Below are 25,642 nucleotides of genomic sequence, written 5' to 3'. Positions count from 1 at the left end.
AGTCATCTCCTTGTACTGCTTGTGGCGTGCGCACGAAGCCGGACTCCGTGTTCCTTCATGGCGTGTCCTCGCACCCACTCCTCGTCGATCGTCACGCCCAGTCCGGGGCCGTCGGGAATGGCGACCACGCCGCCACGGGCTGCGACCGGATCCACCAGGACTCCTTCCCGGAGCGGGTTGTGGCCGCGGTCGAACTCGAAGAACAGCGGCGGCTCGCCCGCCATGCCGAACGGCACGGTAGGAGTGGCGGCCAGGAACTGGAGGGTGGCGGCCTGGGCCACGCCGGTCCCCCAGCAATGTGGCGAGAGTTGCAGGTTCCACGCGGCCGCGAGCTGCCGGATGACCTGTCCTTCACTGAAGCCGCCGCACTTGGTCAGGTCCGGCTGCACGATGTCGATACGGCGTTCGGCGATCGGATCACGGAACCCGTACCGCGTGTACAACGCCTCGCCAGCCGAAAGCGGGACTCCGACGCCACGCACCGCCCGCCAGCCCGCGAGATCGTCCGGACCCACGGGCTCCTCCACCCAGTACGGGTCGAGGTCGCGGATTCCGTCGACAGACCGCACGAGAGTCGCGGCGGTGGCGTTGCCGTTGTAGTCGACGATCACGACGCCGTCACCGCCCATCGCTTCCCGAGCAGCCTCGGTACGCGCACGGTCGTCACGCGGCGCGATTCCCAGTTTGATCTTCACCGCGGTGAACCCCTCCGCGGCATGCTTGGCCATCGTGTCGCGAAAGCGTCCGAGATCCTGGTCTCGCGTGACGTATCCGCTCGATGCGTAGGCGTGCACCGTCGTGTGCAGTGCGCCGCCGAGGAGGTGGCTGGCGGGTACGCCGAACGTACGCGCGTACGCATCCCAGAGCGCGATGTCGATACCACTCGCTGCGGCGACCGGAAGTCCCCAGGACAGATGGTGGTAGCCCTGGGACACCATGTCGAGGGTGCGGGTCTCGCGGACGTCGACCGGAGTGCCCACGACCTCGCGTGCGATATCGGCCAGGAACGGTGCCACCTGTCGCGGTGGGCCGAACGCCTCTCCCCAGCCGGATACGCCGTCCGACGTCGTGATCTTGACGAGGGTGGCGACACGAGCAGCGACCCTCGCACGCGCCGAACCGTACCCGCCGTCCTCCAGCTCGACCTCGAGCGGAAAGGTCTCGACCTCGGTCACGAATGGGCGCGTCCTCATGTGTCCGTCCACCTCAGCCCCCTGGCCGGTGATCGGCGATGTTGGCGGGTGTCCAGACGCGCTGCGTCTCCACCTGTGGCGCGCGGGCTTGGGCAGCCATTCCCCCATCGACGTTGAAGGTCTGCCCCGTCACCCACTGCGAGAGATCGGACGCCAGGTAGATCGCACTGCTCGCGATGTCGTCGGGCACCCCGGCACGGCCCAGGGGGATCTGCTCGGCACGATGCCGCCTGACATGTGGATCCGGATCGTCCGAGTCGACCTCGACGGCACCAGGCCTCAGACCGTTCACCCGGATTCCCCAGGGTGCCAGGTCGACGGCCACGGACCTGGTGAACGAGTCGGTTCCGCCCTTCACCGTGTCGTAGGGAATGTAGTTGCGGTGCGCACGCGCAGCACCGTGGGAGCTGATGTTCACGATCGTTCCCTTCCGCCCCCGCTCGGCTAACGCCGATGCCATGCGATGAGTCGGATGGAACAGGAGGCCCAGATTGACACGCGTGAACTCGTCCCAGGCGCTCGGCGTGACATGCAGGAACGGTCCCCACGCCGCACGGGGTCCACGGGCGTAGGCATTGTTGATGAGCACGTCAACGAGCCCGAAACGCTGTTCAACGCTCTCGAATGCCGACCCGACACCCTCCTCTGTCGACATGTCCACGGCTACGCCGAAGGCCGTGCCTCCGGCTTGCTCGATCTCGTCGGCCACCGACGTCACGCGATCGGCGTCTACGTCGGCGACGGCCACGGCGGCGCCTTCCGCTCCGCATCGCATCGCTATGGCACGCCCGATGTTCCGCGCCCCACCGGTGATCAACGCGACTCTCCCGTCGAGCAGTCCATACCCGGTCGGTGATGTCCTATCCATTCGGTGCCCTTCGTTGCCGTGTTTGTCCGTCACCGCACGGCCGTGACCGCGGACTTCTGTTTCGCAGGCTCGGCGCGATGACGCAGGTCCAGTTCGATGTCCTCCAACGTGCGACCCTTCGTTTCGAGTACGTAGCGCCACACGAAAACGAGTCCGACCACGTTGCAGGCCGCGAAAAAGATCATGCTGGCCGTCAACCCCCATCCGTCCCGCATGATGGGGAACCCGAAGGTGATCGCCAGCGTCGCCGCCCACGTGATCATTCCCGACAGGCCCATTCCGGCACCCCGGACACGAAGGGGATAGATCTCGCCGAGCACGACCCAGTTCACCGGACCCCACGTCACGGAGTAGCCCACGAACATGGCGGACATCGCGATGAGCATCGACAGGGGATTGAGCGCATCGCCCTTCGCCGCCTCGTACGCCATCCACAACATGCACACGGCCATGACCGCGCTACCGACACTGAACAGGCGTCGCCTGCCCACCCTGTCGATGAACGTCAGTCCTACCGCGACCGCGGCGACCTTGACAGCACCGAGGATGACCGTGAAAGCCAGCGCGTTCTGGTGTTCGATTCCGAGTCCGTCGAATATGGTGGGTGCGTAGTAGGTGACGATGTTCAAACCTGTGAACTGCGTAAGAATCGGAATCCCGACACCCACGATGACTGCAGGTCGCACCCATCGAGAGAACAGCTCCCGGCGACTGCCTGTAGGTTCGCTCACCTTGTCGATCTGGGCCAGGTCCACTTCGGCCTCGGCCTCACTTCGCGTCGCCTCCAGCAGGATGCGTGCTTCCTCGGTCCGCCCGTGTGCCACGAGCCATCGAGGACTCTCCGGCAACAGCGGCAACCCTGCGACGAGCAGCACCGCGGGTAGTGCCCCGCTGGCCAACATCAGACGCCAGTCACCCGATCCCGCCAAGGCGAGATTCACGAGGTAACCCAGCAGCAGTCCGGTCACGATCATAAGTTGGTTCAATCCGGCCAGCCGTCCGCGCATACGCGCAGGTGCCATCTCGGACATGTAGACCGGGACCAGCGCCGATGAACCGCCCACGCCGAGCCCGAGGAACACCCGCGCGATGATCAGCATCGTGTTGTCCGGGGCCACCGCGCACGCGATCGAGCCGATGATGAAGATTGCGCCGAGCCCCAGGATCACGCGGCGCCGGCCGACTCGATCGGCCAGCTTGCCGGCCAGCAACGCTCCCGCGATCGCGCCCAACGAGATACCACCGACAATCAGGCCAGTCGCCACGGCGTTCGGCTCGAATCCCGGTGTCTCGTGGATGTATGCCAGCGCACCCGCGATGATCCCGGTCTCGTAGCCGAACAGGATTCCTCCGAGCGCCCCGAAGAAGTAGATGACCGCGGGCCGCGGGACCCGGGTCGGCGCAGCAGCCATGTCGCGTACTCCTCTCTGAGCGGCCGCCGCCACTGGCGACCGGACTCTGGTGCTTGTCCCGATTATCGGCACTCGATTCCGTTCATCGGGACCACGATGACTCTAGCCAGCATCGACGATGCGGGCAATACTCCCTGTCAGGACGTTTGGAGATGTCCCGGCGAGCGGCACGCCCCGCGGTTTTACGTCCCAACTGTCGAGACTCATCACCGAAGACAAGACTGACATGGGAGATGGTGTGAACGACACGATGACCGTTGCAGGCGACGGAACCCTCACGGCGACCGTGGCCGACCTCGGAGCTCAGCTGATCTCACTAACCACGCCTGGCGGGCAGGAGCTGTTGTGGCAGGCGGGCAGAACCTGGCCGTGGCACGCGCCGGTGCTCTTTCCCGTCATCGGCCGTTCGGAAGGCGACCGGATCCGCCATCGTGGCCAGCATTACATCATGCCGCAACACGGCATCGCGCGACGTCAGCGGTTTCGTCGCGTCGGCACCGGCCATGTCCTCGTCGACGACGCCGCGACCCGGCGGGCCTTCCCGTTTCGCTTCCGGCTCACCGTCGATCACTGGGTCGCCGACCATGAACTCGTGGCTCGCTACCGCGTCGATAACCCGGGCGACGAGCCGCTCCCCTTCGCGCTCGGCGTCCACCCGGCATTCCGATGGCCGTTGCCGGCGACCACCACACGGCGTGCGCACACCGTCGTTTTCGACCGACCCGAGCCACAACCGATCCGCCGCGTTACCGACGTCCTACTACGACCGCAGCGCTACCCCTCACCCGTCCGAGGGCGGGTTCTACCGCTCGATCCCCCGTTGTTCGACGACGGCGCCGCCATCTTCGACCGACTCGCCAGTCGCAGCGTCACACTCGGCGCCGCAGGTTCGCCGTCACTGACCCTCACCCTCAGGGAAGGGTTCGACCACCTCGCGATCTGGTCCCCACCCACCGGGCAACTCCTTTGCCTCGAACCGTGGACGGGCCTTCCGTGCCGGCAAGGCGACGTCGGCGAATTCCGGCACCGCCCTGGTCTGCGCCTCCTACCACCCGGCGCATCGGAAACCTTCACCTACGGAATCCGCGTCACCGACACCAATTGACGACGACGCCCCGGACCGCCGTGGTATTCATCGTGTACAGATAAGGCCCTCGGACCAGGCTTTCACGCCGGACCGAGGGCCTTCATGACGACAACGTCGGTTGCGCGCCTGACATCATCCAGGGCCGCAGTACGCGGAGACGAGATCGTGTCGACCACAACACGGCCATCCGGCTCATAACCACGCCTGGCCGTCAGTACCGAACCGATGGTGAGCAGCCGACAGACGATCACGAACACAACCACCAACTACGGTGAACCGTTCGCGATCTCCACCAACATCGTGGCGATGAACGGTGTAGTACCGCCAAGCACCATCACGTTCAATTCCCGGGAAGCGGCGATCGAGCTGAACCGGTAACGTGTGTCGTTCGTCGTGTCGCCCCGTGCCACGACGAGCGCGTTGGTCGTCAACAACACTGCGCGCGGCATGGACGTTTACTGCCCGGATCCCTTGTGGTTGACCGATATCGTCAGAGACACGACCTCCAGGCAGGCGAACCTTGTCCACGCGGTCAACCCCAACGTCCCGGCTTCTAACCGCACGGGCTTACGCGTGACCGCGGTTGGAGCCGCTCATTGGCGCGCCATGCGCCCGGTGAATGACCGTCGCGAATTTCCCGGCATTGTCACGCACCGTCGCCGAGAACAATGCTCGTGACATACCCCGCGATACCCGTCACCGAGTCCGAATCGAGAGAACCATGACTGACCTGGCCACCGACATTCCTTCGGCTACCGAGGACCTCGCGACTCCCGACTCCGAGCTGGTCGCCCGCGCCACCGAGTTGATCCCGCTGATCCGCGAGCACGCCGCCCAGGGGGCCGAGGCCCGCCGCGTGGTCCCGGAGGTGACGACGGCACTCGACGAGGCCGGACTGTTCCACCTGATGGTGCCGAAGCGGCTCGGCGGGCCTGACGCGACACTGCGCACGGCCATTGAAGCGATCGCCGAGGTAGCGCGCGGCGACGGCTCGACCGGATGGGTGACCGGGCTGATGGCTGTCGGCACCGGCTTCGGCTCCACGTTCTCCGAGCAGTGTCAGGACGACATTTTCCGTGGTCATGACCGCCCCAAGATCTGTGGCATCTTCTCCCCAGGTGACCGCAGCGAACCGGTCGAAGGCGGCTACCGCGTGAGCGGCCGCTGGCCCTACGGATCAGGTTCGTTTATCGCTGACTGGGCCAGCCTGACGATCACGCTCGAGGACGGCGAGCAGGCGATGGCGCAGGTCCCCAGGGAGGCGTTCACAATCGAACCGACCTGGTTCGTGGCCGGGATGAAAGGCACCGGAAGCGACACGATCGTCATCGAGGACCACTTCGTACCCGAGTACCGCGTGCAGCGAGTGAAGGACATGTTCGCGTCCCGGTTCCGCTCGCCATTCACCGACGACCGGATGAGCGACATGCCGTTCAACGCCGTAGCCGCCGCGATCCTCATCGCGCCGCAGCTCGGGCTCGGCAGGCACGCGTTGGAGCTGACCCGAGCGAAGCTGCCTGGAAAGCCCGTCGCCTACACCGCCTACCGGCAGGCTAAGGAATCGCCGACGCATCAGCTGGGCGTCGCCAAGGCCGCCACCAAGCTGCACCTCGCCGAACTGCTGACCCAGCGGATGTGTCTGGACATCGACCGCGCGGCGGTCGATCGGCAACCCCTGAATCTGGAGACGCTCGCCCGCCTCCGCAACGACATCGGTGTCGTCGCGGAGCTGGTCAAGGAGGAGATCGACCTCCTGCTGACGGCCAACGGCGCCGGTTCGTTCGCTGATGCCAATGTCCTCAGCCGGATTTGGCGGGACTGCGAGGCGGCGAGCAGGCACGCGCTCGTCACCACCGAGATCGGCCGGGAGGCCTATGGCCGTCTGCTACTCGGCAATGACGAGCCCGCGATCGCGCTCTAGGAAGGAGCCCGCCGTGGCAACTGACACCCTCAGTGCCAGGATTCCCGTGTCCATTACGGACACCGACGCTTACCGGCGCGCCCTCGGACACGTGCCCACCAGCGTCGCCGTCATCACCGGTCGGACGCGCTCGGGGCCGGTCGGGATGACCATCGGGTCCTTCACCTCGGTCTCTCTCGACCCTCCGCTGATCGCGTTCTACGTCGCTCTGGGGTCCTCGACATGGAAGCGACTGCACGGATCCGACCGCTTCGGCGTCAACGTCCTCGGGCATGCGCAGCGCAACCTCTGCGCAGCGTTCTCTCGTCGCGGTGTCGACCGCTTCGACGGCGTCGCCTGGCAATCCTCCGAGGACGGCCCCCCGCTACTCGACGATGCGATCGTGACACTCGAGTGTTCCCGTTTCAAGATCGACCCGATCGGCGACCACTACCAGGTCGTCTGTCACGTCGACTCGCTAGAGCTGCGCGCCGACGACCCTCCGCTGATCTTCCTGCGTGGCGGATTCGTCGCCATGGACGAGACCGCGGGCCTGGCCGCGACCTGACTCCCCCGAAACCTTGGTCTCAGAAGGGAACCACGCCCATGAGCAGTCCAACCGACGTCGTCGCCGCCTACTTCGCCGGGGTCACCGCAGGTGATCCGATCGCCGTCGCCGACCTCTTCGCCTCCGACGCCGTACTGCAGAACTCTGCTGGCACGTTTCATGGCGCCGACGCCATCCGCCGCATGTACGAGAACGGGCTCGCACCCGGCGCCATGAAGCCCAGTCCCCAGGACCCAATCGTCGACGGCGAGCACGTCGCCGTCGAGATCGACCTCATCGCCAACGGCGAACACGTGACGCTCGGCGATTTCTTCACCGTCCGCGACAGCAAAATCCAGCGCCTCACGATCTACAGCCTCACGCAAACCGACGGGCGGCTGTTCGACAAGGTCGGCGTCGACCCCGACGCACGCTGAACCAGCAAGAACGACCCGCTACCAGGAGAATCATGAAGATCGCAGTCTTCGGACCGGCCCGCCGCGTCGGCATCGCACACGACGGCAGCATCATCGACGCCAACGCCGCCTATGCGAGGTACCTCGCCGACACCACCGACACGGCTCGCCCGTCGGCCCGGGCCGACTCCGAGGTTCCGGCCGGCCTCAACGCCTTCATCACCGAGGGGAAGCCCGCGCTCGACGGTGCCCGTGCGGCCGTCGAGCATCTCTCCGGCGACGGCGTCGGCGTTGACGGCGAACAGCTCCGCTTCGCACTCGACGAGATCATGCTGCACGCACCGATCGAGGGTGCCTCCCGTATCTTCGCCGCGCTGGCGAACTTCGCCGACCACATGCAGGCCGCCGCCGACAACACCGACGACGCCGACGCGCAGGCCACCCTCGCCCGGCTCCAGGAGGGCAGGCCGAAGTACTTCATCAAGGACGCCCGCTGCACCTCGATCGATGGCGACGACGTACGTTACCCCGCACGCACCGAGCACCTCGACTATGAAGCCGAGGTCGCGGCCATCATCGGCCCGCGCGGCCGCGACATCCCCGCCGACGGGTTCCGCGCCCATATCTGGGGCTACACGCTGGCCAACGACTGGTCCGTCCGCGACAACGTGTCCTTCGGCCCGGACTTCCAGTACTCGAAGAACTTTGACACCGCGGCCGGCCTGGGTCCGTGGATCGTAATCGACGACGACATCGACCCACACGACATCCCAATCGAGACCCGCGTCAACGGCGAGCTCCGCCAGAACGGCAACACAGCTTCGATGATCCACGACTTCGGGGCCCTAGGCGCGCACCTCTCGCGCGACATGACGCTGTACCCCGGCGACATGATTCTCTCCGGTACCCCGAAAGGCACCGCCGTCGATTCCAGCAAGCGACTCGACGACGGCACCTTTTCCGACGACTCCCGATTCCTCAAGCCCGGCGACCGTGTCGAAGTCACTTCTACCGTGCTGGGTTCCCTACGCAACGACGTGACCAAGGCGGACTGAGACATGACGGACAACGCGACGACGGAGAAGTACTCGGTCGGCGGCATCCTCTACGACCGCCCGTTCAAGATCCGGCGGCTCAACCACTTCGGCATCAGCGTCGCCGACACCGGCGCGTCCGCGCGATTCTATCGCGACCTGCTCGGCTTCACCGTCTCGGACACCGTGGAGCTCGCAAAGGCTGACCCGGGCGACTGGCTCGACCAGGTACCAGACAGCAAGATCTACTTCCTGCGCCACAACAGCGACCACCATACGTTCGTGCTGATGCCACGTCCGTGGGTACAGCTCAGAGAGTCGCCGGACCGCCCGGACATCACGATCAACCAGATCACATGGCAGGTTAGTACACTGCGCGAGATTGTCGAAGCACGCAAATGGCTGGAATCGCAGGGCAAGAAGATCGCCCGGTACGGCCGCGACCCCGGCTCGAACTGGCACACTTACTTCCCCGACCCCACCGGCCATACGAACGAGCTCGAGTACGGTATCGAGCAGATCGGCTGGGATGGGCTCAGCAAACCGGAATCGATGTGGCCGTGGCGCGACGACCACCCCGAGCTCCCGTTCAAAGCGGAGGTCACCGAGCTCGCCGAGGCCCTCGCCGACGGCGTTGACCTGACCTCGGGACACCGCTGGGCCGACAGGTCGGACAAGACGCACGACGTTGGCGGCGTGCTGCTCGGACGCCCGTTCAAGGCCGTCCGGATCGGGCCGGTCGGAATCTTCGTCGAAGACGTCGCCGAGGCCCAGCACTTCTACACAAAGATGCTCGGGCTGACCGCAAGCGAGGACACGGCCGTCGAGGGACACCGCGCGGCGTTCCTGCGCGCCAACACCGAGCACCATAGCATCGGGCTGTTCCCCCTCGCGCTGCGGAGCGCACTCGGCGTCAGCGAGCACAGCACGCTGCTGTCGTTCGGTATCCAGCTCGGATCGTACGAGCAGCTGCGGACTGCGAAGGCCTTCCTCGAGGAGCGCGACGTCAAGTTCCTCGACTTGCCGCAGGAGATCCATCCCGGCATCGACTACGTTCTACACGCGGTCGACCCGGACGGCCACGTCGTGCAGCTCTACTACTACATGGAACAGGTGGGCTGGGACGGCGCCGTCCGGCGTCCCGACCAGCGCAGGAAAGTCACCCCGGGAGTCTGGCCGGAGGCGCTGGAGCCCTTGTCGGACACCTACGGTGGCGAGACCTTCTGGGGTCCGCTCGGCTGAGAAGGGCCCAGCCGATCCGGACGTGATCGCATGCCTTCCGCACCGGCTCGGCCAGTCACCGGTTTGACAGCTCGCGGTCACACCGCCGCACCGTGCTCGCCCCCGAGCGAACGGACATCGGCCTCGCCTGCGACGAAGTCAACGAACGACCGGGCCGCGCTGCCTGTCGGACCGCACTGCCTGGTCACCGCACCGTAGAAGCGGAAAGCGTTCTCGTCGCTGATCGGGATAATCGTCGACGAGGAACCACCGTCCGGGGGAAGCGGCACGATCGCGATCCCACTTCCGTGCCGTACCAGTGCCTTCAGCGTCGACAGCTCGGTCGCCTCGATCGATATCTGGGGTACGACTCCCGCGTCATCGAAGAGCCGGTCCACGACGTGCCGAAGTCCGTACTCCTCGCCAAGCGCGAGCATCTGCCGCCGACCGATCTCCGCGATCGAGATCTCCGCGCGGCCCTCGAACTCGTCGCCCTCCGGCACCTCCAGGCACAGTATTTCCCGGCCGAGCGGAACCCACAACACGTCGATCGCGACCGGTTCCGGAGCGACGAAGCCGACGTCGAGCCGACCGTCCCGGACAGCATCGACAATCGAGTCCATCGCCGCACCCATCAGCTCGAACGTCGTGGTCGGCGCGATCGTGCGGTACCGGTCCAGCACCGACGGCACGAGCCAGCCACCGAACGAGTGCAGGAATCCGAGGGACACGGTGCCGCATTCCGGATCGGCGAGCGTCCTGACCCGCTCCTCACCCTGTTCGAGTTCGGTGATCGCGCGCAGGACGTGCGATTGGAAGATCTCGCCGAACTTGCTCAGGTACAACCGATTCTGCTGGCGGTCAAACAGCTTCACTCCGAGCTTGCGTTCGAGCCGCCCGAGTGCACGCGAGAGCGTCGGCTGGCTGATGTGCAGCCGATCGGCCGCGCTCGTGACGTTCTCCGTGCGGGCCAGGGCGATGAACCACTCGAGCTCGCGGACTTCCACTCTAGCCTCCACTCACAGCGACACTGCTGTATCCAGCGCATTCAACCTTACGACGTGTGGCGTGCCCACGACGAGCTGAAAGCCGCAACGGCAATCCGTTTCGCGACATCGCATCGACGCGCTCGCTGTCTTGACAGTCGCCGCAGCCCGTTGTGTACCCTGTTCCCGCATCGTGCGGAGGTGCATCGTGAATACAGCGGCCTCGGTTCTCCCCGTTCTTCCTTCCCGGTACGAGATCGTCCGCGCCGACGGTTCGGCGCGGGCACTGGAACTCCTTTCCCAGCAGTTGGGGCCGTTCCGGATCGAGACGACCACGTCGTCCATCGCTCCGACCAGCGACATGTCCGCCGCGACCATCGGCCCGGTCTCGCTGATCTATCTCCGACATTACGGCAGCGATGTCCGCGTCGAGATTCCCGAGGTGCTGTCGTATTACGACGTGCATTTCGCGCTAGCCGGGACGAACCGGATCGACTGCGCCGATTCCTCCGTACTCCTCGGCCCCAGTACGGGCGGAATCATCTCGCCGTGCATGCACACCACCATGCGTTTCGGCACCGGCTACACCCAACTCCACGTGCGCATCGACCGGGAGGCCCTCGAGAAGCAACTGGAACGGATGCTGGGGCGGACTCTCTACGACCCGGTCCTCTTCAATCTGCGGGTCGACATGACGGCACCTGCGTCGGCGACCTGGGTGCGCACGATCGCGTTGCTAGCGCACGATCTCGATGACCCGACCGGACTCGGATCGAGCCCCGAAGGGGCATCGGCGTGGGCGAACTTCCTCATCGCCGGGCTGCTGTCGGCGCAGCCGCACAATTACAGCACCGAATTGCGTCGGGACGATTCCCGTTCGACTGTTCCATACAGGGTCAGACGCGTGCTCGCCCTCATCGAATCAGAACCGGAAGCGGATCTCTCGCTGAAATCGCTGAGTGCGTTCGCCGGAGTCTCCGAACGGACGCTGCAACGCGATTTCCGCACCGTTCTCGACGTGGCGCCTCGGCAGTACGTCGAGCGGGTGCGGCTCGCACGCGCCCACGACGACCTGGTGCACGCCAAGGGCCGGACCGTCGCCGAGATCGCGAATCGTTGGGGATTCGGGCACGTGCCGCGCTTCGCGGCCGCCTTCCGCCGCCGGTACGGCCGTTCGCCATCCGCGGTGCTGCGCGGCGAGTAAAAGCCCTGAACCGCACTCACTCCCCGAGATACCGTGCCGACGCGTAGATAGACTTATACTGCAGGTATCCCTCGATGCCGATTTCGCCGCCGAGTTCGCGGCCCAGGCCGGATTCCTTGTATCCGCCGTAGGGCGCGCCGATGTCGAGCATGTAGTAGTTCAGGCCGACGGTGCCCGAGCGGATCTTGCGGGCGACGTTCAGCGCGTGGTCCTCGTCTGTACTGTAGACGACGCTGGCGAGCCCGAAGTTCGTGTCGTTGGCGATCCGAACCGCCTCCGCTTCGCCGTCGAAGGGGATCACGGCGATGACCGGGCCGAACACCTCTTCGCGCGCAAGCGTGTCGTGGTTGTCGACGTCGGCGAACACGGTCGGCTCGACGAAGTAGCCTCGGTCGAGCCCAGCCGGGCGGCCGCCGCCTGCGATCATGCGTGCGCCGGAGTTCTTCGCGGCGTCGATGTAGCCGAGGACGCGATCGAGCTGCCTGCTCGACGCCATCGGCCCGAGCGTCACCGACGGGTCGAGCGGGTCGCCGATCGTGAAGTGGTTGGTGGCGTGGTCGGCGAGCGCATCGAGCACCTCGTTGTAGCGGGAGCGCGCGACCAGAATCCGCGACTGCGTCGTGCAGGTCTGGCTGTTGTTGAGATACGACGCGCCGTCGAGCGCGGTGACCAGGCTGTCGACGTCGCCGTCGTCGAGGAACACGCCGGGGGACTTCCCGCCGAGTTCGAGGGTGACCGGGCGGACGAGCCGGCCCGCTTCGGCGCCGATCTGGCGCCCCGCCTCGGTCGAGCCGGTGAAGGAGATCTTGTCTACCAGCGGATGCGTGACCAGCGCGGCGCCCGCGTCACGGTCACCGACGACGATGTTGAGCACGCCGTCCGGCAGTCCGGCCTCATGGGCGGCGTCGGCCCAGACGTAGGCGTCGAGCGCGGTCTCCGGGGAGGGTTTCAGGACGACCGTGTTCCCGGCCGCCAGCGCGGGCGCGATCTTGAACGCGGCGAGGGCCTGCGGGAAGTTCCACGGCACAATCGCGGCGACCACGCCGAGAGGCTCGCGCCGCACGATCGTCGATCCGGCCTGGCTCGACTGGGCACGTTCGAGGACGAGGTTCTCGACGACGTCGGCGTAGGTCCGCAGCATCGCGCCAGGAAGACCACCGTTGACCTGCTCAGAGAACCCGATCGGCATACCGTTCTCGCGGCTGACGAGCCGGGCGGTGTCGGCTGCCCTGGTTTCGAGTACGTCGGCGAGGCGGCGCAGCGTCGCGGCCCGTTCCGGCGCAGTCGACCGTCCCCACGGCCCGTCGTCGCACGCCGCGACGCGCGGCGCGGACCGCCGCGTCGATGTCCGGGGCGCCGCCGAGCGCCGCGGTGCCGATGATCTCGCCGGTCGCGGCCTCGGTCTGGTGGTTCACGCCGTCGCCGACCGGGTCCGCCCATGCTCCGTCGATGAAGAATTGGACGCGGTCAAGTTCAGTGAAGCGCTCGCCGGTGAGGGACATTTCTTCTCCTGTTTGTTGTTGATGCTAAAGGGCAGTCCGTAGGCTCAGTCCCAAGTGACAGGCAATTCGGTCAGTCCCCGGAAAAACCAGCCGAACCAAGATTCGTCCCGCCGGGTGTCGGGCCGAAATCCGGGAAGTTCGCCGTAGAGCAGCGGGACGGCGATCTCACCGATCGCAATCCGCGCCGCCCAGTGCCCGGCGCACATGTGCACGCCGCTGCCGAAGGCGAGGTGCGGCCGTTTAGGGCGATGGATGTCGAACTCCTCGCCCCGCTCGAACTCACCGTTGTCGCGGTTCGCAGCGGCGACCACGACGCCGATGAGCGCTCCCTCCGGCACCGTGACGCCGTTGAGCACGACGTCCTCGGTCGCCTGCCTCGGATACATGCCGATCGGCGAGAGCCAACGCACCGTCTCGTCGAACACCGCAGGCCACAACGCAGGATCGTCCAGCGTCTGATCGCGCTGCTCCCGGTGCCGGTCGAGGGCCCACACCGTGCTCGTCACCGCGTGCTGGGGCTCGTTCATGCCACCGGTGATGGTGAGGTTGACGTTCGCAAGGATCTGCTCGTCGGTGAGCTCTGCGTTCGCGAGCGCCGAGATCATCGAATCGTCGGGGTGGGAGCGGTAGTATGGGACGAGTTCGTCGAGGACGGCACCAACCTCGGCACACGCTCGATCGTTACGCTTCCACGTCTCCGGGTCGTCGAAGAGGTTGCCGACTCCGCTGACGAACGCGTTCGACCACTCCCGCATGACGTCGACCTCGACGTCCCGGAATCCCAGCAGGTCGATGAGGTTCCGAGCCGCCACCGGGGCCGCGTAGTCACGGTTGAGATCCGCGTCGTCGGGTCCGTGCTCGCGGAGGGTTTCAAGGTAGGTGCGCGCGTTGGCCTCGAAGACGGGTGTCCATCGATCGCGGAGCTGTTTCGGCCGGAGACCCGGGTTGATGACGCGGCGCTCGTGCGTGTGGTCGGGGTCGTCCTTGTTCACCATCGGCTGACCGCCGAGTGCGCGGGCCATCTTGGCGCTGGTCCCAGACGTGCATCCGGCACTGAAACTCCGCTGGTCATCCTCAATCGCCCGGCACGCCCGGTAGCCGGTAGCCAGGAACTGCCCGAGCGCGGGCACCCAGGCAACCGGGCTCTCCTGCCGGAGGCGGCGGTAGGATGGGTACGGGTCGGCGTTCATCGTGACCGGGTCGATCCAGTCTGCGGTCGGTACTTCGGTCGTCATGAGTGCTCCTCTCGGGTGGGAAGCGGACGGGGAACCCGGTCGGCCGAGGGCACCTCTCGCTTCGCGAAGTCCTTGAGATCGAAGGCGTGATCACTCAGCAGGGCCGGGTCCGGGGAGACTCCCGCCTGAAGGAGGCGCCGCGCCGCCTGGTGGTCCGCGGGCCGGTTGAGCGTCTCGACCGCAACGAGCCGTCCGTCCCGATAACCGCACACAGAGAACCGCCCCGACTCCGGGGCGCCCAGCACGACGTCGTATTCGTCCGGCCCGCGCAGCCCGGCAATCTGCAACCTCAGTTCACCCTGGTGGCTCCAGAACCACGGCAGCCGCGCATACGGCTCATCGACGGTGCCGAGGATCGTGTCCGCGACGTGCCGCGCCTGGTCGGTAGCGTTCTGCACGGACTCGATCCGCACCATTGCCCCGGCGTGGACGTTCGGGTGCCGCGCGCAGTCGCCGACGGCGAAGATCTCCGGAACCGTCGTGCGCAGCGAGCCGTCGACGAGGATCCCGTCCGCGACCCGCACTCCGGCGGCCTCGGCCAGTTCGGCGCGCGGGGACACCCCGATCGCCACAACGACCAGATCCGCCGGGTATGTGTGCCCGCTCGCGCCGACGACGCCCGTGACGTGCCCCCGCTCGCCCACGAGTCCGGTGACTCTTTCGCCAAGCCGGACGTCCACACCCGACCGTCGATGTGCCTCGACTAGGTGCCGTGCCATGGTCGGCGACAGTGCCCGCTCGAGTGGACGGTCCGCCGCTTCCAATACGGTAGTGTGCGGTCCGCGCCCACGCGTCGTCGCCGCGATTTCCATGCCGATGAATCCGCCGCCGACGATCACGACCGACCGGGCCGAGCGCATCCGTTCCCGGAGCCACCGCGCGTCGGCGACGGTGCGCAGACAGCACACCCCGGTAAGGTCGCTGCCGGGGATCGGCAACCCTCGTGGTGCGGCGCCGGTGGCCAGGACGAGGTGGTCGTAGCCCAGCCGCATCCCGTCAGCGAGGGCGACGGTCCTGCCGACCGTGTCGACCCTTCTCGCTGCGACGCCAATACGCAGCTTGATCCGCCGTTTCATGAAGTGCTCGGGATCGCGCAGGCGCAACGACTCGGGCGCGGTGGTCCCGACCAGGAAGCCCTTGGACAGCGGCGGCCGCTCGTAGGGCACGCCGGGCTCGTCGCCGACGATGGTCACCGCACCGTGGTATCCACCCTCGCGCAGTGCGTCGGCGACGTGGACACCGGCCTGTCCGGCGCCGATGACGACCACGCCGGGCTCAGAGCTGGGTTTCGGGGACATCGACCGCAACCTTCGGAAGATCGGTACCCATGATCAGCTGGCAGCCCAGCCTGCTCCGTCGTGGATCGCGCGGCGCCGCCGTACAGTCGAGCATCTCTTCCTCGTCGTCGCCGATCGGCGGCAGACCGTCCAGAACGGACTCGTGGACGAGAACATGGCAAGTCGCACACATTGCCTGACCGCCGCACTCGCCGACGATGCCCTCCACAGCGTTCTGGACGGCCGCGCGCATCACGCTCACGCCCGCTTCGGTCTCGACGGTGGCGACACGGCCGCCAGGCTGGTGGAACACGATCTCAGGCATGTGCACTGCCTCCGTAGTGGACAACGTGGGGCGGGCCATCGCAGTACGGCCCCAGTACGGCGGCCAGCGACATTCCCGCTTCGGTGCGAGCAAAGACTTCGGTGTGGTCTTCGAGGTTCTCCCACCACACCCGGAGCAGGTAGGTGTCCTCGTGGTCGACGCTGTGCAGCAGTTCTGCTCCGTGGCACCCCTGCGCTCCCAGGAGAAGATCGCTGATCCGCGCGAAAGCGGCCTCGAGCTCGGCCCCTCTCCCGGGCAGCACACGGAATTCGGCATGCTCGACGATCACGGCGATCACAACCGAAAGTCGATGGACGGCATGTCGGCTACCTCGATCTCGGCATTCGTAAGGCGACCTGGTCACTGTCGACGTCAAGCCGGTGGCGCGACAACACCAGAAACGTTGCCCTGACCATGCACGGGAGGTATGGCAGCCGCCATATTCCCGGCATCGTCAGGCGCCGGAAACTCCGTCAAGGTACGAGACACAGTTCACGGGCGGGCCGCCCGGTCGATCACACGTCGAGCACAAGGAGTTTCGAATGAGTCGCATCGTCGTCAGCGGAGCCTCGGGAGATCTGGGACGCCGCGTCACCGATCTCCTACTACGGGCCGATCCAAACCGCGAGTTGACGCTCGTGTCCCGTACACCGGATAAGCTCGCCCACCACACCGGGCCCGGAATCCTCCTGCGCGAGGGCGACCATCGGAAGCTGGAGCTACTCGAAGCCGCCTACCAGGGCGGCGACGTCCTGTTCCTGATCAGCGGGCTTAACCTGGGACGCCGCGTCGAGGAACACCGCAACGTCATCGCTGCCGCGCAGAAGGCAGGCATCCGTCATATCGTCTACACCTCCGTCGGCGGGGTGCAGCGGCGCAATCCGGCGTTGTCCGCGATCGACCACTACCAGAGTGAACTGGATCTACGGGTGTCCGGACTGGAATACACATTTCTGCGAAACGCGCTCTATGCCGAGATCGTCAGCAACATCCTCGTAGCACCGGGCGCCGACACCGGGCGGATGGAACAGGCCACCGGCGACGGCTACCTCGCCCCGGTGTCGAAGGCCAATGTCGCACGCAGCGCGGCCGCGTGCCTACTCGACCCGGAGGCACACGCGGGTGCGGTCTACGAGATCACCGGTCCCGAGCTACTGAATTTCGAGCGGATCGCCGCGATCGGCACCGAGGTGTACGGGAGGCCGATCGAGTACGTGCCGATCACCGCCGAGGAACGCCTCGCGTTCTACGACTCGATCGGTATCCCCCGGACCTACGACCCGGACATGCCGCCCAGCCCCGACGGACACATGTGGGCCAGCGACGAGCTGGTAACCGCCGAAATCGCGATCGCCAAGGGCTACCAGGCAATCCAGTCCCGACACGTCGAACAGATCACCGGGCACGAACCCGAGCCACTGCGTACCGTGATGGAGCGTGCGAAGTCGATGCGCTACGACAAGATCGACGCCGCCGTGTCGTGAGCGAACCCCGGCCGGGCGACCACCTGCCAACGTTCTCGCCGTCGGCAGATCGTTATCGTTGTGACCGCAGGCAATCTCGGTATGGAACTTCGGTTACCACAGCTGCGCACTGCTGATGCTATTTCCTGATCGCGGCCGCCTACATCTTCACCCGCTCGATCCGAGCACGGCCGCGCGCCGACCGAGCGGCTGCTGGCGTGCGCTGCACTCGTCGGGCTGGGATTCGTCACCGACGATGATGCACGCCTGGAGTATCGGCGCGCTGCGCTTAGTAATCGGGACGAAGCCGACCTCACCAGGCGCGCCGCACACGCGATGCTGGCGGGATCGATAGCCCCAGCGGTGGCAGGCCTGGTATGCCAAGCGACGCGCGCACTACGAATGCCACTGCTGAGGCACACGATCACGCCGCTCCGGTCGCACTCCGACGAGAATCGGAGGTGACCGGCGCGGCATCGTCCTGATCACGCCGCGGCCGACGCCAGCACGATGTCGAATCGCACCCGGGACCAGGTGCCCTCGATCTCGCGACCGTCCGGCGTCGGCGTGCCTGCGGGCTGCGACTCGAACCGCTTGATCAGTGACTCCTTCACACCGAAGACGGTGTCATCCCACAGGATCGAGTCGCCCTCGGGGAAAATGTGGGTCACAAGCTTGCGGTGGTGGTCGGCGGAGACCATGAAGTGCAGGTGCGCGGCCCGCAGCGGCGAGCGGCCGACCACGGCGAGCATCTCGCCAACCGGGCCGTCGTCTGGGATCGGATACGGTGTGGGCGTCAGCCCCCAGAATCGGTAGGCACCGTTCACGTCGGTGAACAGGTGTGCGCGGGCCGCCCTCTTTCCTGCGTCGTACTGCACGTCGTAGCGGCCATCCTCGTCCGCTTCCCAGACCTCGATCCGCGCACCGGCCAACGGGTTTCCTTCGGTGTCGGTGACGGTGCCCTCGACCCAGCATGGCTCGCCGGACGCGCCGAAGGCCAGGTCGTCGCCGTTCTCGATCGCCGGTGAGTCCTCGACGAAGAACGGGCCGAACACGGTGGCGTCGGTGGCGTCGCCGTAGGCCTGGTTGTTGACGTTGATGGTCTGCATCGAGGCACCGAGGGTGTCCGACAGCAGGATGAACTCCTGACGGACGTCGTCGGTAATGTGCCCGGCCCTGGTGAGAAATTCGATGGCCGCGTCCCATTCCGGCTCGGTCAGTTGAACCTCACGGATGAAGGAGTGCAGGTGCCGGACCAGGGAGGTCATCACCTCCTTGAGCCGCGGGTCACCGCAGGCGTCGAACGAGGCGACGACACGCTCGACCAGGCGCTGTTCGACAGCCTGCTGCTCGGACGTGACCTCGCGGGGGACATGGTCGGCGTGGGGGTGCATCATCGGCTCCTTCGGTCGTCGAGACCGGACCAGGCCGCTTCCAGCAGCGTGGTCAGGTTCTCGTCCGTGACGGGTGTGGGATTGTCGGCCGGGATCGCCTTCTTGATCGGGGCTAGCGCGTCAGCGATCCCGGCCTCGGGCATCCCGTGGTCCCGAAGCGCGCCGGGAGCGTTGAGCTCGTCGCGCAGTGCGGCAAGTCCCTCGACGGCGGTGTCGGCGTCGAACGCGGCCGCGATCCGGCGTTCCCCCTCCGGGGCGTTCGGCGCGTTGAAAGCCAGCACGTGCGGCAGAACGACGGAGTGGGTCTCGGCGTGCGGGAGGTCGAACATACCGCCGAGCACGTGGCAGATCTTGTGGTGCATACCGGATCCGGCGGAGGCGAACGCGACCGCGGCGAGGTAGGCGCCGTAGAGCATCTGCTCGATGCCGCCGACGTCGGCCGGGTCGGCCGCAACGCGCCGGAGCCCGGTCGCCAGCCCCCGGATGCCCTCGCCGGCGAAGGCGCGGTCGATCGGGTCGGCTCGCGGACCCCACATCGAGTCCACGCAGTGCGCCATCGCGTTCAGTCCCGACGCGACAGCCGACTCCCCGGGTAGCGTGCTCAGCAGGTGCGCGTCGTAGACGATCGAGCGCGGAAGCACCGCGGCGTCGACACCGGTCGTCTTGGTCCCGCCCTCGGTCAGGCCCCAGACATTCGTGGCCTCCGACCCCGCGTAGGTGGTGGGCACGGCGACGATCGGCAGGCCGCTGGCCAGCGCGACCGCCTTCGCCAGCCCCGTGGTCGACCCGCCGCCGACGCAGACCAGGACATCCGCTCCGGTGGCCATCGCCGTGTCGCGGGCACGCGCCGCGACGTCGGCCGGCACGTGCATGACTACCTCGTCGTGCAGCAGGACCACTGGGATCCGATCGGCGATCGGGTCGGCCAGGGCTACCTCGCGTTCCGACGCGAGGAGCATGACCTTAGACCCGTTCAGCGCCGCGACCTCGTTGGCCACCGCATACGGCGCGTCGCCGGGAGCGAAAACGACCCGTTGCGGCAGCGTCTCATGCGTGAACCTCATAAACTCGTCTCCTCCGTCAGCGCGCGAGTGCCCCGGTGACGCTATGAAACGCGACCTGCAGGCTTTCATCGTCGGCCGCGGTAGCGGCGACGGTGAAATCAGGCCGTATGAATAGATTTTTCCGATCGTGCTTGGCGAGCCAGGCCTCGTAGAGGCCGACGGCGTCGATCATCTCGGCGCCACTGCCGACCGGCCCGATGGTGACAGCGAGCCCGCCGAGCCGATCGAGCAGCCGCTACCGGATCGGGGCGAGCACGCCACCGTGTCCCGGCGGCGGAGATAAGCGCCCAGCCCCGCCCGACGGTCTCGTCGGATTGCCCGGTGGCGCCGCCATAAGTGACGTGCCCCTTGCCTCTGGATCGCGTGGACACCGGCAAGTGGGGGCGTCTCCATTCCACCCACCATTCCCGAGAACCGCGTCGTGCGGCGAGACCGGCCCGATCCGGGACTGGACTGCGTGCTCGACGATATGTTCGCGTCGCCCCAACACCGCACCGGCCCCGGCGCCGTCTTCGCCGAATACATGCTTCGGACGGTCGGACTCGACGCCAACGAGGCGCACGAGGTCGCCCGCCGACCACTGCCCCTGACTCCGGTCGATGGAGCGAGTGAGTCGCGCACCGTCCCGGTCGCGACCACTGAGGTGGCCCATTACTGCGAACTCCGCTCCAGCCACGTGATCAGGTGTGTGGCGACATCGCCGGGGGCTTCGAGAGGCGAAAGGTGCCCGACGCCTTCCAGCACGGCCAGCTCCGCACCGGGAATCAGCTTCGCGAGTTCCTCGCCGAGTTCGGCAGGCACGACCCTGTCTTTGTCCCCGGTGATGACCAGCGTTGGTACGGTCAGGTCACCGAGTTCGGCTCTGCGGTCCCCGCGGTTGCTCACCGCCGTCTGGTGGTCGTTGAACACGGCCGGGCCGAGATCCAGGGCCATTGCCGCCGCGATCGCGCTGACATCCGGACGACCGGGTGCGACCGGAGCCGAGATGGTCGCGACCGCTTCCGCGAATCCGCCGTTCTCGACTTGCTCGATCAGCTTGAGCGAGGCGTCTCTGCGCTCCGGTGCCGCCGCGATGGCCGACGTGTTCAGCAGCACTAGTCCGGTCACACGCTCCGGGTAGCGGAGCACGATGTCGAGCGCCACGTAGCCGCCCATCGAGTTGCCTGCCAGGTAGAACCTTTCCGGGGTCTGGGCGACCACGCTGTCGGCCATCGCCGAGATCGCGTCACCTTCTCCTCGAATCACGACGGTATCGACGGTGTCACCGAGCCGTTCGATCAGGGGTTGCCAGAGTCGTTCGTCCGAGCCGAGAGCGGGCACGAGCACCAAGGGGTGGGGCAGCATGTTCGTCCTTCGTGGTCGGTGGGTTTGATGGGACATCGGGGTGGTCAGACTTCGGCGCCGTCGACGCTCATGACGCTGCCGGTGGTGAACCCGGCTTCCTCAGAGACCAGGTAGGCCACGGCGGCGGCGACCTCGGCGCCGGTGCCGGTGCGTCCGGCCGGGATCGCCGCCCGCGCCGCGGCCTGGGCCTCGGCAGGGAGTGCCTCGAAGCTGTCTCGCACTCGCCGTTCCTTCGGCAACACCAGCCCTGGTGAGAGCGAGTTGACGGTGATGCCGGTGCCTCCGAGGTCCTTGGCGAGTTGCTTGGTGAGGCCGTTGATGGCGGCCTTCGAGGCCGCGTAGGGGAGCCGGGTGCCGACAGCTCCGGACGGTTCGGTCTTGCCGTTAGCCACCGCCGAGGAGAAGTTGACGATGCGGCCGTAGCCGGCCCGTTTCATGATCGGGACGGCGTGCTTACAGCACAGGAAGGCGCTGGTCAGGTTGTCGTCGACGACGTGGCGCCAGACGTCGGCCGAGAGTTCGTCGAGGCTGCGAATCTGGTCGGTGCCGCTGCCGCCCGCGGTGTTGACCAGAGCGTCGAGCCGCCCGAATCGCTCGTCGATCCGGTCGAATGCCGCGGCTACCCCGTCCTCATCCGTAAGGTCGAGGGCGATGCTCAGGACGGCGGTTTCGGACACGGCCGCTCCGAGTTGTTCCTCGACTCGCCGCAGCCCCTCGTCGTGCAGATCGAGGAGCGTGAGCGAGAAGCCCTGCCGCGCCAGCCGGGTGGCGATCTCAGCCCCGAGGCCGCCCGCGCCGCCGGTGATCGCTGCAGCGCCCCTCGTGTTCTGCTCAGCCACTTCTGCTCACTTCCGTTTCGTCCGCTCTGGGGTCAGCGTGATCCATGCTCATTCCGCCTGGTGCAGGAGCGCCGCGGCGCGCGCCAGCACCGGCGCGTCGACCATCTGGCCGTCAACGCTCAAGGCCTCGTCGCCGGTCGTCGTGGCGTCGGTGACGCTGCGCGCCCAACGGATCTCGTCGTCGGTAGGGCGAAAGCCGTTGTGTGTGCCCACGACCTGGCGTGGATGCACGAGTAGCTTGCCGGTCATGCCGAGTTCCCTCGCACACGCGACGTCTTTCGAGAGGCCGCCGAGGTCGTCGATCGCTGTTGTCACGCCGTCGATCGGCCCTGCGACGCCCGCTGCCCTGGACACGGCCACAAGCGTCGAGCGCGCGTGCCGCATCGCCGTCTGCGTCGGAGTCGCACCGATGTCGGCGGCGTAGTCGAGGTGGCCGAACGCCAGCCGCTCAACACCCGGAACCGCCGCGAGCTCGGTCGCCCGCAGGAGGCTGGTGGCCGTCTCGACGAGTGCGATCATCGGCATGCGCACGTGTTCAGCGATGGCAGCGAGCCGAGCGGGATCGTCCGGTTTGGGGACCATCACCGCGAGCAGTCCCGGCAGCGCCCGGAGTGCGTCGAGATCACGCTGGTGCTCGGGACCGCCGACCGCATTGACGCGCACGCACGCGTAGTCGCCGCGGTCGAGCCAGCTGGCGACCTCGGTGCGAGCGATTTCCTTGCGCTCCGAGGAGACGGCGTCCTCCAGATCGAGGATGACCGCGTCGGCGCCCGCGGCCGCGGCCTGGTCGAAACGCCCCGGGCGGTCGCCGGGCACGAACAGCAGCGACCGAGCGGTACGGACGAGCACCGCGCAGGAGAACTGATTCGTGTTCACGACGCGCCCGAGGATCGCGGCATACCGAATTCGGCGAGCACCGTGTCGGTGTGCTCGCCGATGTCGGGAATCGCGCCCATCAGCGGCTCGGAGCCCGCGAACGTGACGGGCGGGATGAGGCCACGCAGCTGCCCGCGAGGTGAATCGTAGGTCCGCCAGCGATCGCGCGCCTCCAGATGCGGGTGGTCGGCGAGCCCGTGCATGTCCCGGAGCACGGCGTTGGCGATGCCCGCACTTTCCAGTTTCGCGGCGATCTCCTCGGCCGCACTGCCGACGAAAGCGCGTTCGATCTCGCTGCGGAGCGCGTCGCTGTGCTCGACGCGCAGCGAGTTGCGGCTGAAGCGCTGGTCCTGGGTCAGCTCGACCTTCTCCAGGATCCGCTCGCAGAACACGGCCCATTCGCGCTCGTTCTGCAGACCGAGGAACACGAGGTTCCCATCACCGCAGGTGAACGGACCGTACGGATAGATCGACGCATGGCGTGCGCCGGTGCGCGGCGGGGCCTCTCCCCCGTACATCGCGTAGTTGAGCGGGTAGCCCATCCACTCCGAGAGCGCCTCCAGCATCGAGACCTCGATCGTGACTCCGGTTCCGGTCTGCTGACGCTGGATGATCGCGGTCAGGATGCCGGTGTAGGCGTACATGCCCGAGGCGATGTCGGCGATGGAGATGCCGACCTTGGAGGGCTCATCCGGCGTGCCGGTGATCGACACGAGCCCGGCCTCGCACTGGACCAGCAGGTCGTAGGCCTTCTTCGTCGAGTACGGGCCGCCGTCGCCATAGCCGGAGATCGACACGTGGACGAGTCCCGGGTTTTCCTCGCGCAGCGCGTCGGCACTGAGTCCGAGCCGCTCGGCCGCGCCGGGAGCGAGGTTCTGGATGAACACGTCGGCCCGGCTCACCAGCGTTTGGATCGTCGCTCGACCGTCGTCGCTCTTCAGGTCCAGGCTCACCGATTCCTTGCCCCGGTTGAGCCAGACGAAGTGGCTGGCCTGTCCGTGGACCGTCTCGTCGTAGCGCCGGGCGAAGTCCCCCACCCCGGGGCGCTCGATCTTGATGACGCGGGCGCCCAGATCGGCGAGCTGGCGGGTGGCGAAGGGAGCGGCGACCGCCTGCTCGAGAGCGACGACGACGAGCCCGGAGAGCGGAGTCATGCGGATCCTTACATGAGATCGGGTTCAGCGGACAGAAGCGCCGCTGACGCGGCGGGCTGGATAGGGGCACGGCCTCATGGGTCAGCCTGCGAGCAGCGACGGACACTCCAGCGTTTTGGTGAAGTAGAGGACATCGGCTGCCAGTTCGGAATCTTTCGACATGCGCCGGAAGAGTTCCAAGTCCTTGTCGAGCTTCGCGAGATCACTGGAGTGGAAGATCAACTGCTTGTTCGCCGATGCGCGGGGACTGGCCTTCTCCTCGAACGCGGTACGCCGCTGCTCGGCGTAGGCGTCGAGGACACCGTCTTGCACGCCGTCGCGGATCACGCCACCGAGCGCCTCGATCAGCGCGTAGGCGTCAAAGAGCCCCATCGTGAGCCCGAGACCGCCGCACGGGTTCGTCACATGGGCGGCGTCGCCCGCCAGCAAGACCCGGCCCGCGCGGAACGTCGAGGCGCTGCGCTGATGCATCCGATACGGCGAGATCGCGTCGACTTCGATCCGATCCGCGACGTCGTCACCGAAGACCGCAGACAAGAACCGGGGCAGCCGGTCAGCCACAGTCTCGGCGGGCAGCGCGTCGTCCTCCATGAACGTGTAGCGCCATAGCCCGTGCTCGCCGGATTCGTCGATCTTGGCGATGATGGCACCGTACTCGTCGTCAACGTAGAAAGTCGACTGGGCCCAGCCCTCGCGGTCGTCAGGGAAGCGGATGTTAGTGGCCACGAACCGCTCGGGCCAGGTCATGCCGTCGAACCCGAGATCGAGGGCGCTACGCACCCGCGAGTTAGCTCCGTCCGCACCGACGAGCCATGCGCCGCGCACGGTCGTCTCGTCGTCGACGACCTGGACCCGGACATCGACTCCGGCATTGTCGGGCGCGACGTCGACAACCTCGTGGCCCCACAGGATCCGGATGTTGTCGTGCGTCTCGGCCTCACGGAGGATTACCTGGGCGAGCACACCCTGTCCCATGTGGAGGTTGTAGGGGTGCTTGACCTTACCTTCCAGTGGTTTGAGGCCGTATTCGATGATCTCGCCGGTCTTGTGCACGCGGTAGGCGTAGTCCTGTTTGAGGAAACCTTCCCGCACGGCGGCGTCGAAGAGGCCCAGGCGCTCGATCCCGCCAAGCGTGGACCAATGGTAGACGATCGCGCGCGGCGCGTCCTGCAGACCGGGCGCTCGCTCGACCACGGTGACGTCGATATCTTGCTGCGCAAGACCGAGTGCGGTCAACAGCCCAGTCGGTCCCGCCCCGACGACAACGACCTGGTGATCTTCACGCACGGCTTCCTCCCCGT

At 66.8% G+C, this 25,642-nt stretch carries 27 protein-coding genes; 8 read left to right on the top strand and 19 right to left on the bottom strand.

All coding sequences use genetic code 11. The annotated features are described in order from the left end of the window. Positions 1 to 2: 2 nt before the first annotated feature. From LY40_RS18580 to LY40_RS18570, 3 genes are read right to left on the bottom strand one after another with little or no spacing between them, the layout of a single operon-like run. Positions 3 to 1,193 (bottom strand): mandelate racemase/muconate lactonizing enzyme family protein, encoded by a 1,191-nt coding sequence (locus tag LY40_RS18580; protein ID WP_258937616.1) that lies wholly within the window; start codon positions 1,191 to 1,193, stop codon positions 3 to 5. A 13-nt stretch (positions 1,194 to 1,206) separates the two neighbouring features. Continuing rightward, on the bottom strand, positions 1,207 to 2,061 hold the full coding sequence (locus tag LY40_RS18575) for an SDR family NAD(P)-dependent oxidoreductase (RefSeq protein WP_258937615.1): 855 nt from the start codon (positions 2,059 to 2,061) through the stop codon (positions 1,207 to 1,209). A gap of 29 nt (positions 2,062 to 2,090) precedes the next feature. Continuing rightward, positions 2,091 to 3,473: a sugar porter family MFS transporter gene (locus LY40_RS18570; RefSeq protein WP_258937614.1), complete on the bottom strand. Its 1,383-nt coding sequence runs from the start codon at positions 3,471 to 3,473 to the stop codon at positions 2,091 to 2,093. Between the two features lie 238 nt (positions 3,474 to 3,711). Between LY40_RS18570 and LY40_RS18565 the strand changes: the two genes are divergently transcribed. Then, positions 3,712 to 4,578, top strand: a complete 867-nt coding sequence (locus LY40_RS18565) for an aldose 1-epimerase family protein (protein ID WP_258937613.1) — start codon at positions 3,712 to 3,714, stop codon at positions 4,576 to 4,578. A gap of 248 nt (positions 4,579 to 4,826) precedes the next feature. Here the strand turns inward: LY40_RS18565 and LY40_RS18560 are convergent, their stop codons facing one another. Next, positions 4,827 to 5,009 carry a hypothetical protein gene (locus tag LY40_RS18560; RefSeq protein WP_258937612.1) on the bottom strand — a complete coding sequence of 61 codons (183 nt, stop codon included), beginning with the start codon at positions 5,007 to 5,009 and terminating at the stop codon, positions 4,827 to 4,829. Between the two features lie 170 nt (positions 5,010 to 5,179). Between LY40_RS18560 and LY40_RS18555 the strand changes: the two genes are divergently transcribed. From LY40_RS18555 to LY40_RS18535, 5 genes are read left to right on the top strand one after another with little or no spacing between them, the layout of a single operon-like run. Further along, a complete protein-coding gene (locus LY40_RS18555) occupies positions 5,180 to 6,481 on the top strand; it encodes an acyl-CoA dehydrogenase family protein (protein WP_258937611.1) in 1,302 nt (433 codons plus the stop codon). A 13-nt stretch (positions 6,482 to 6,494) separates the two neighbouring features. Beyond that, positions 6,495 to 7,028 (top strand): flavin reductase family protein, encoded by a 534-nt coding sequence (locus LY40_RS18550; RefSeq protein ID WP_258937610.1) that lies wholly within the window; start codon positions 6,495 to 6,497, stop codon positions 7,026 to 7,028. Positions 7,029 to 7,066: 38 nt separating this feature from the next. Further along, positions 7,067 to 7,444, top strand: coding sequence for a nuclear transport factor 2 family protein (locus LY40_RS18545; protein WP_258937609.1), 378 nt, complete (start codon positions 7,067 to 7,069; stop codon positions 7,442 to 7,444). Between the two features lie 32 nt (positions 7,445 to 7,476). Beyond that, complete coding sequence (locus LY40_RS18540) at positions 7,477 to 8,478, top strand: fumarylacetoacetate hydrolase family protein (protein ID WP_258937608.1); 1,002 nt, start codon at positions 7,477 to 7,479, stop codon at positions 8,476 to 8,478. Between the two features lie 3 nt (positions 8,479 to 8,481). Continuing rightward, positions 8,482 to 9,699: a VOC family protein gene (locus LY40_RS18535; protein ID WP_258937607.1), complete on the top strand. Its 1,218-nt coding sequence runs from the start codon at positions 8,482 to 8,484 to the stop codon at positions 9,697 to 9,699. Between the two features lie 77 nt (positions 9,700 to 9,776). On the opposite strand, the gene LY40_RS18530 is transcribed toward LY40_RS18535, so the two are convergent. Further along, complete coding sequence (locus tag LY40_RS18530) at positions 9,777 to 10,685, bottom strand: LysR family transcriptional regulator (RefSeq protein ID WP_258937606.1); 909 nt, start codon at positions 10,683 to 10,685, stop codon at positions 9,777 to 9,779. A gap of 187 nt (positions 10,686 to 10,872) precedes the next feature. On the opposite strand from LY40_RS18530, the gene LY40_RS18525 reads away from it, so the two are divergent. Next, complete coding sequence (locus LY40_RS18525) at positions 10,873 to 11,868, top strand: AraC family transcriptional regulator (protein ID WP_258937605.1); 996 nt, start codon at positions 10,873 to 10,875, stop codon at positions 11,866 to 11,868. A 16-nt stretch (positions 11,869 to 11,884) separates the two neighbouring features. Here LY40_RS18525 and LY40_RS18520 read toward each other — a convergent pair whose 3' ends face one another. The 6 genes from LY40_RS18520 to LY40_RS18500 are packed head-to-tail and all read right to left on the bottom strand — an operon-like array spanning position 11,885 to position 16,505. Beyond that, positions 11,885 to 13,129: an aldehyde dehydrogenase gene (locus tag LY40_RS18520; RefSeq protein ID WP_307877004.1), complete on the bottom strand. Its 1,245-nt coding sequence runs from the start codon at positions 13,127 to 13,129 to the stop codon at positions 11,885 to 11,887. Further along, entirely contained in the window at positions 13,038 to 13,370 is a 333-nt protein-coding gene (locus tag LY40_RS26205) for a hypothetical protein (protein ID WP_307876967.1), read from the bottom strand. Before LY40_RS26205 ends, LY40_RS18520 begins: the two co-directional genes overlap by 92 nt. 44 nt (positions 13,371 to 13,414) lie before the next feature. Then, complete coding sequence (locus LY40_RS18515; protein ID WP_258937604.1) at positions 13,415 to 14,605, bottom strand: cytochrome P450; 1,191 nt, start codon at positions 14,603 to 14,605, stop codon at positions 13,415 to 13,417. Beyond that, positions 14,602 to 15,903, bottom strand: a complete 1,302-nt coding sequence (locus tag LY40_RS18510) for an NAD(P)/FAD-dependent oxidoreductase (protein ID WP_258937603.1) — start codon at positions 15,901 to 15,903, stop codon at positions 14,602 to 14,604. The genes LY40_RS18515 and LY40_RS18510 overlap by 4 nt, the downstream gene beginning before the upstream one ends. Beyond that, positions 15,881 to 16,207, bottom strand: coding sequence for a 2Fe-2S iron-sulfur cluster-binding protein (locus tag LY40_RS18505; protein WP_258937602.1), 327 nt, complete (start codon positions 16,205 to 16,207; stop codon positions 15,881 to 15,883). Before LY40_RS18505 ends, LY40_RS18510 begins: the two co-directional genes overlap by 23 nt. Continuing rightward, positions 16,200 to 16,505, bottom strand: a complete 306-nt coding sequence (locus LY40_RS18500) for an antibiotic biosynthesis monooxygenase family protein (protein WP_258937601.1) — start codon at positions 16,503 to 16,505, stop codon at positions 16,200 to 16,202. The genes LY40_RS18505 and LY40_RS18500 overlap by 8 nt, the downstream gene beginning before the upstream one ends. Before the next feature lie 244 nt (positions 16,506 to 16,749). On the opposite strand from LY40_RS18500, the gene LY40_RS18495 reads away from it, so the two are divergent. Further along, the gene (locus tag LY40_RS18495; protein ID WP_258937600.1) at positions 16,750 to 17,691 is read left to right on the top strand and encodes an NAD(P)H-binding protein; all 942 of its coding nucleotides are present in this window, start codon (positions 16,750 to 16,752) and stop codon (positions 17,689 to 17,691) included. Between the two features lie 464 nt (positions 17,692 to 18,155). On the opposite strand, the gene LY40_RS18490 is transcribed toward LY40_RS18495, so the two are convergent. The 8 genes from LY40_RS18490 to LY40_RS18455 form a co-directional block, all read right to left on the bottom strand. Beyond that, complete coding sequence (locus LY40_RS18490) at positions 18,156 to 19,067, bottom strand: hydroxyquinol 1,2-dioxygenase (RefSeq protein ID WP_258937599.1); 912 nt, start codon at positions 19,065 to 19,067, stop codon at positions 18,156 to 18,158. After that, positions 19,064 to 20,128, bottom strand: coding sequence for a maleylacetate reductase (locus tag LY40_RS18485; protein ID WP_258937598.1), 1,065 nt, complete (start codon positions 20,126 to 20,128; stop codon positions 19,064 to 19,066). Before LY40_RS18485 ends, LY40_RS18490 begins: the two co-directional genes overlap by 4 nt. A gap of 16 nt (positions 20,129 to 20,144) precedes the next feature. Next, positions 20,145 to 20,300: a hypothetical protein gene (locus tag LY40_RS18480; RefSeq protein ID WP_258937597.1), complete on the bottom strand. Its 156-nt coding sequence runs from the start codon at positions 20,298 to 20,300 to the stop codon at positions 20,145 to 20,147. A gap of 479 nt (positions 20,301 to 20,779) precedes the next feature. Then, entirely contained in the window at positions 20,780 to 21,472 is a 693-nt protein-coding gene (locus tag LY40_RS18475; RefSeq protein ID WP_258937596.1) for an alpha/beta fold hydrolase, read from the bottom strand. A gap of 44 nt (positions 21,473 to 21,516) precedes the next feature. After that, positions 21,517 to 22,311, bottom strand: coding sequence for an SDR family NAD(P)-dependent oxidoreductase (locus tag LY40_RS18470; RefSeq protein WP_258937595.1), 795 nt, complete (start codon positions 22,309 to 22,311; stop codon positions 21,517 to 21,519). Between the two features lie 48 nt (positions 22,312 to 22,359). Continuing rightward, complete coding sequence (locus tag LY40_RS18465) at positions 22,360 to 23,187, bottom strand: HpcH/HpaI aldolase/citrate lyase family protein (RefSeq protein WP_258937594.1); 828 nt, start codon at positions 23,185 to 23,187, stop codon at positions 22,360 to 22,362. After that, on the bottom strand, positions 23,184 to 24,341 hold the full coding sequence (locus LY40_RS18460; protein ID WP_258937593.1) for a CaiB/BaiF CoA transferase family protein: 1,158 nt from the start codon (positions 24,339 to 24,341) through the stop codon (positions 23,184 to 23,186). Before LY40_RS18460 ends, LY40_RS18465 begins: the two co-directional genes overlap by 4 nt. An 81-nt stretch (positions 24,342 to 24,422) precedes the next feature. Further along, positions 24,423 to 25,628 (bottom strand): FAD-dependent oxidoreductase, encoded by a 1,206-nt coding sequence (locus LY40_RS18455; RefSeq protein WP_258937592.1) that lies wholly within the window; start codon positions 25,626 to 25,628, stop codon positions 24,423 to 24,425. Between the last annotated feature and the right edge of the window lie 14 nt (positions 25,629 to 25,642).

The organism is Prauserella salsuginis, assembly GCF_024648885.1.
Lineage (GTDB): Bacteria > Actinomycetota > Actinomycetes > Mycobacteriales > Pseudonocardiaceae > Prauserella > Prauserella salsuginis.
The sequence above is the reverse complement of the archived record's forward strand: the minus strand, read 5'-3'. Positions and strand labels throughout refer to the sequence as shown.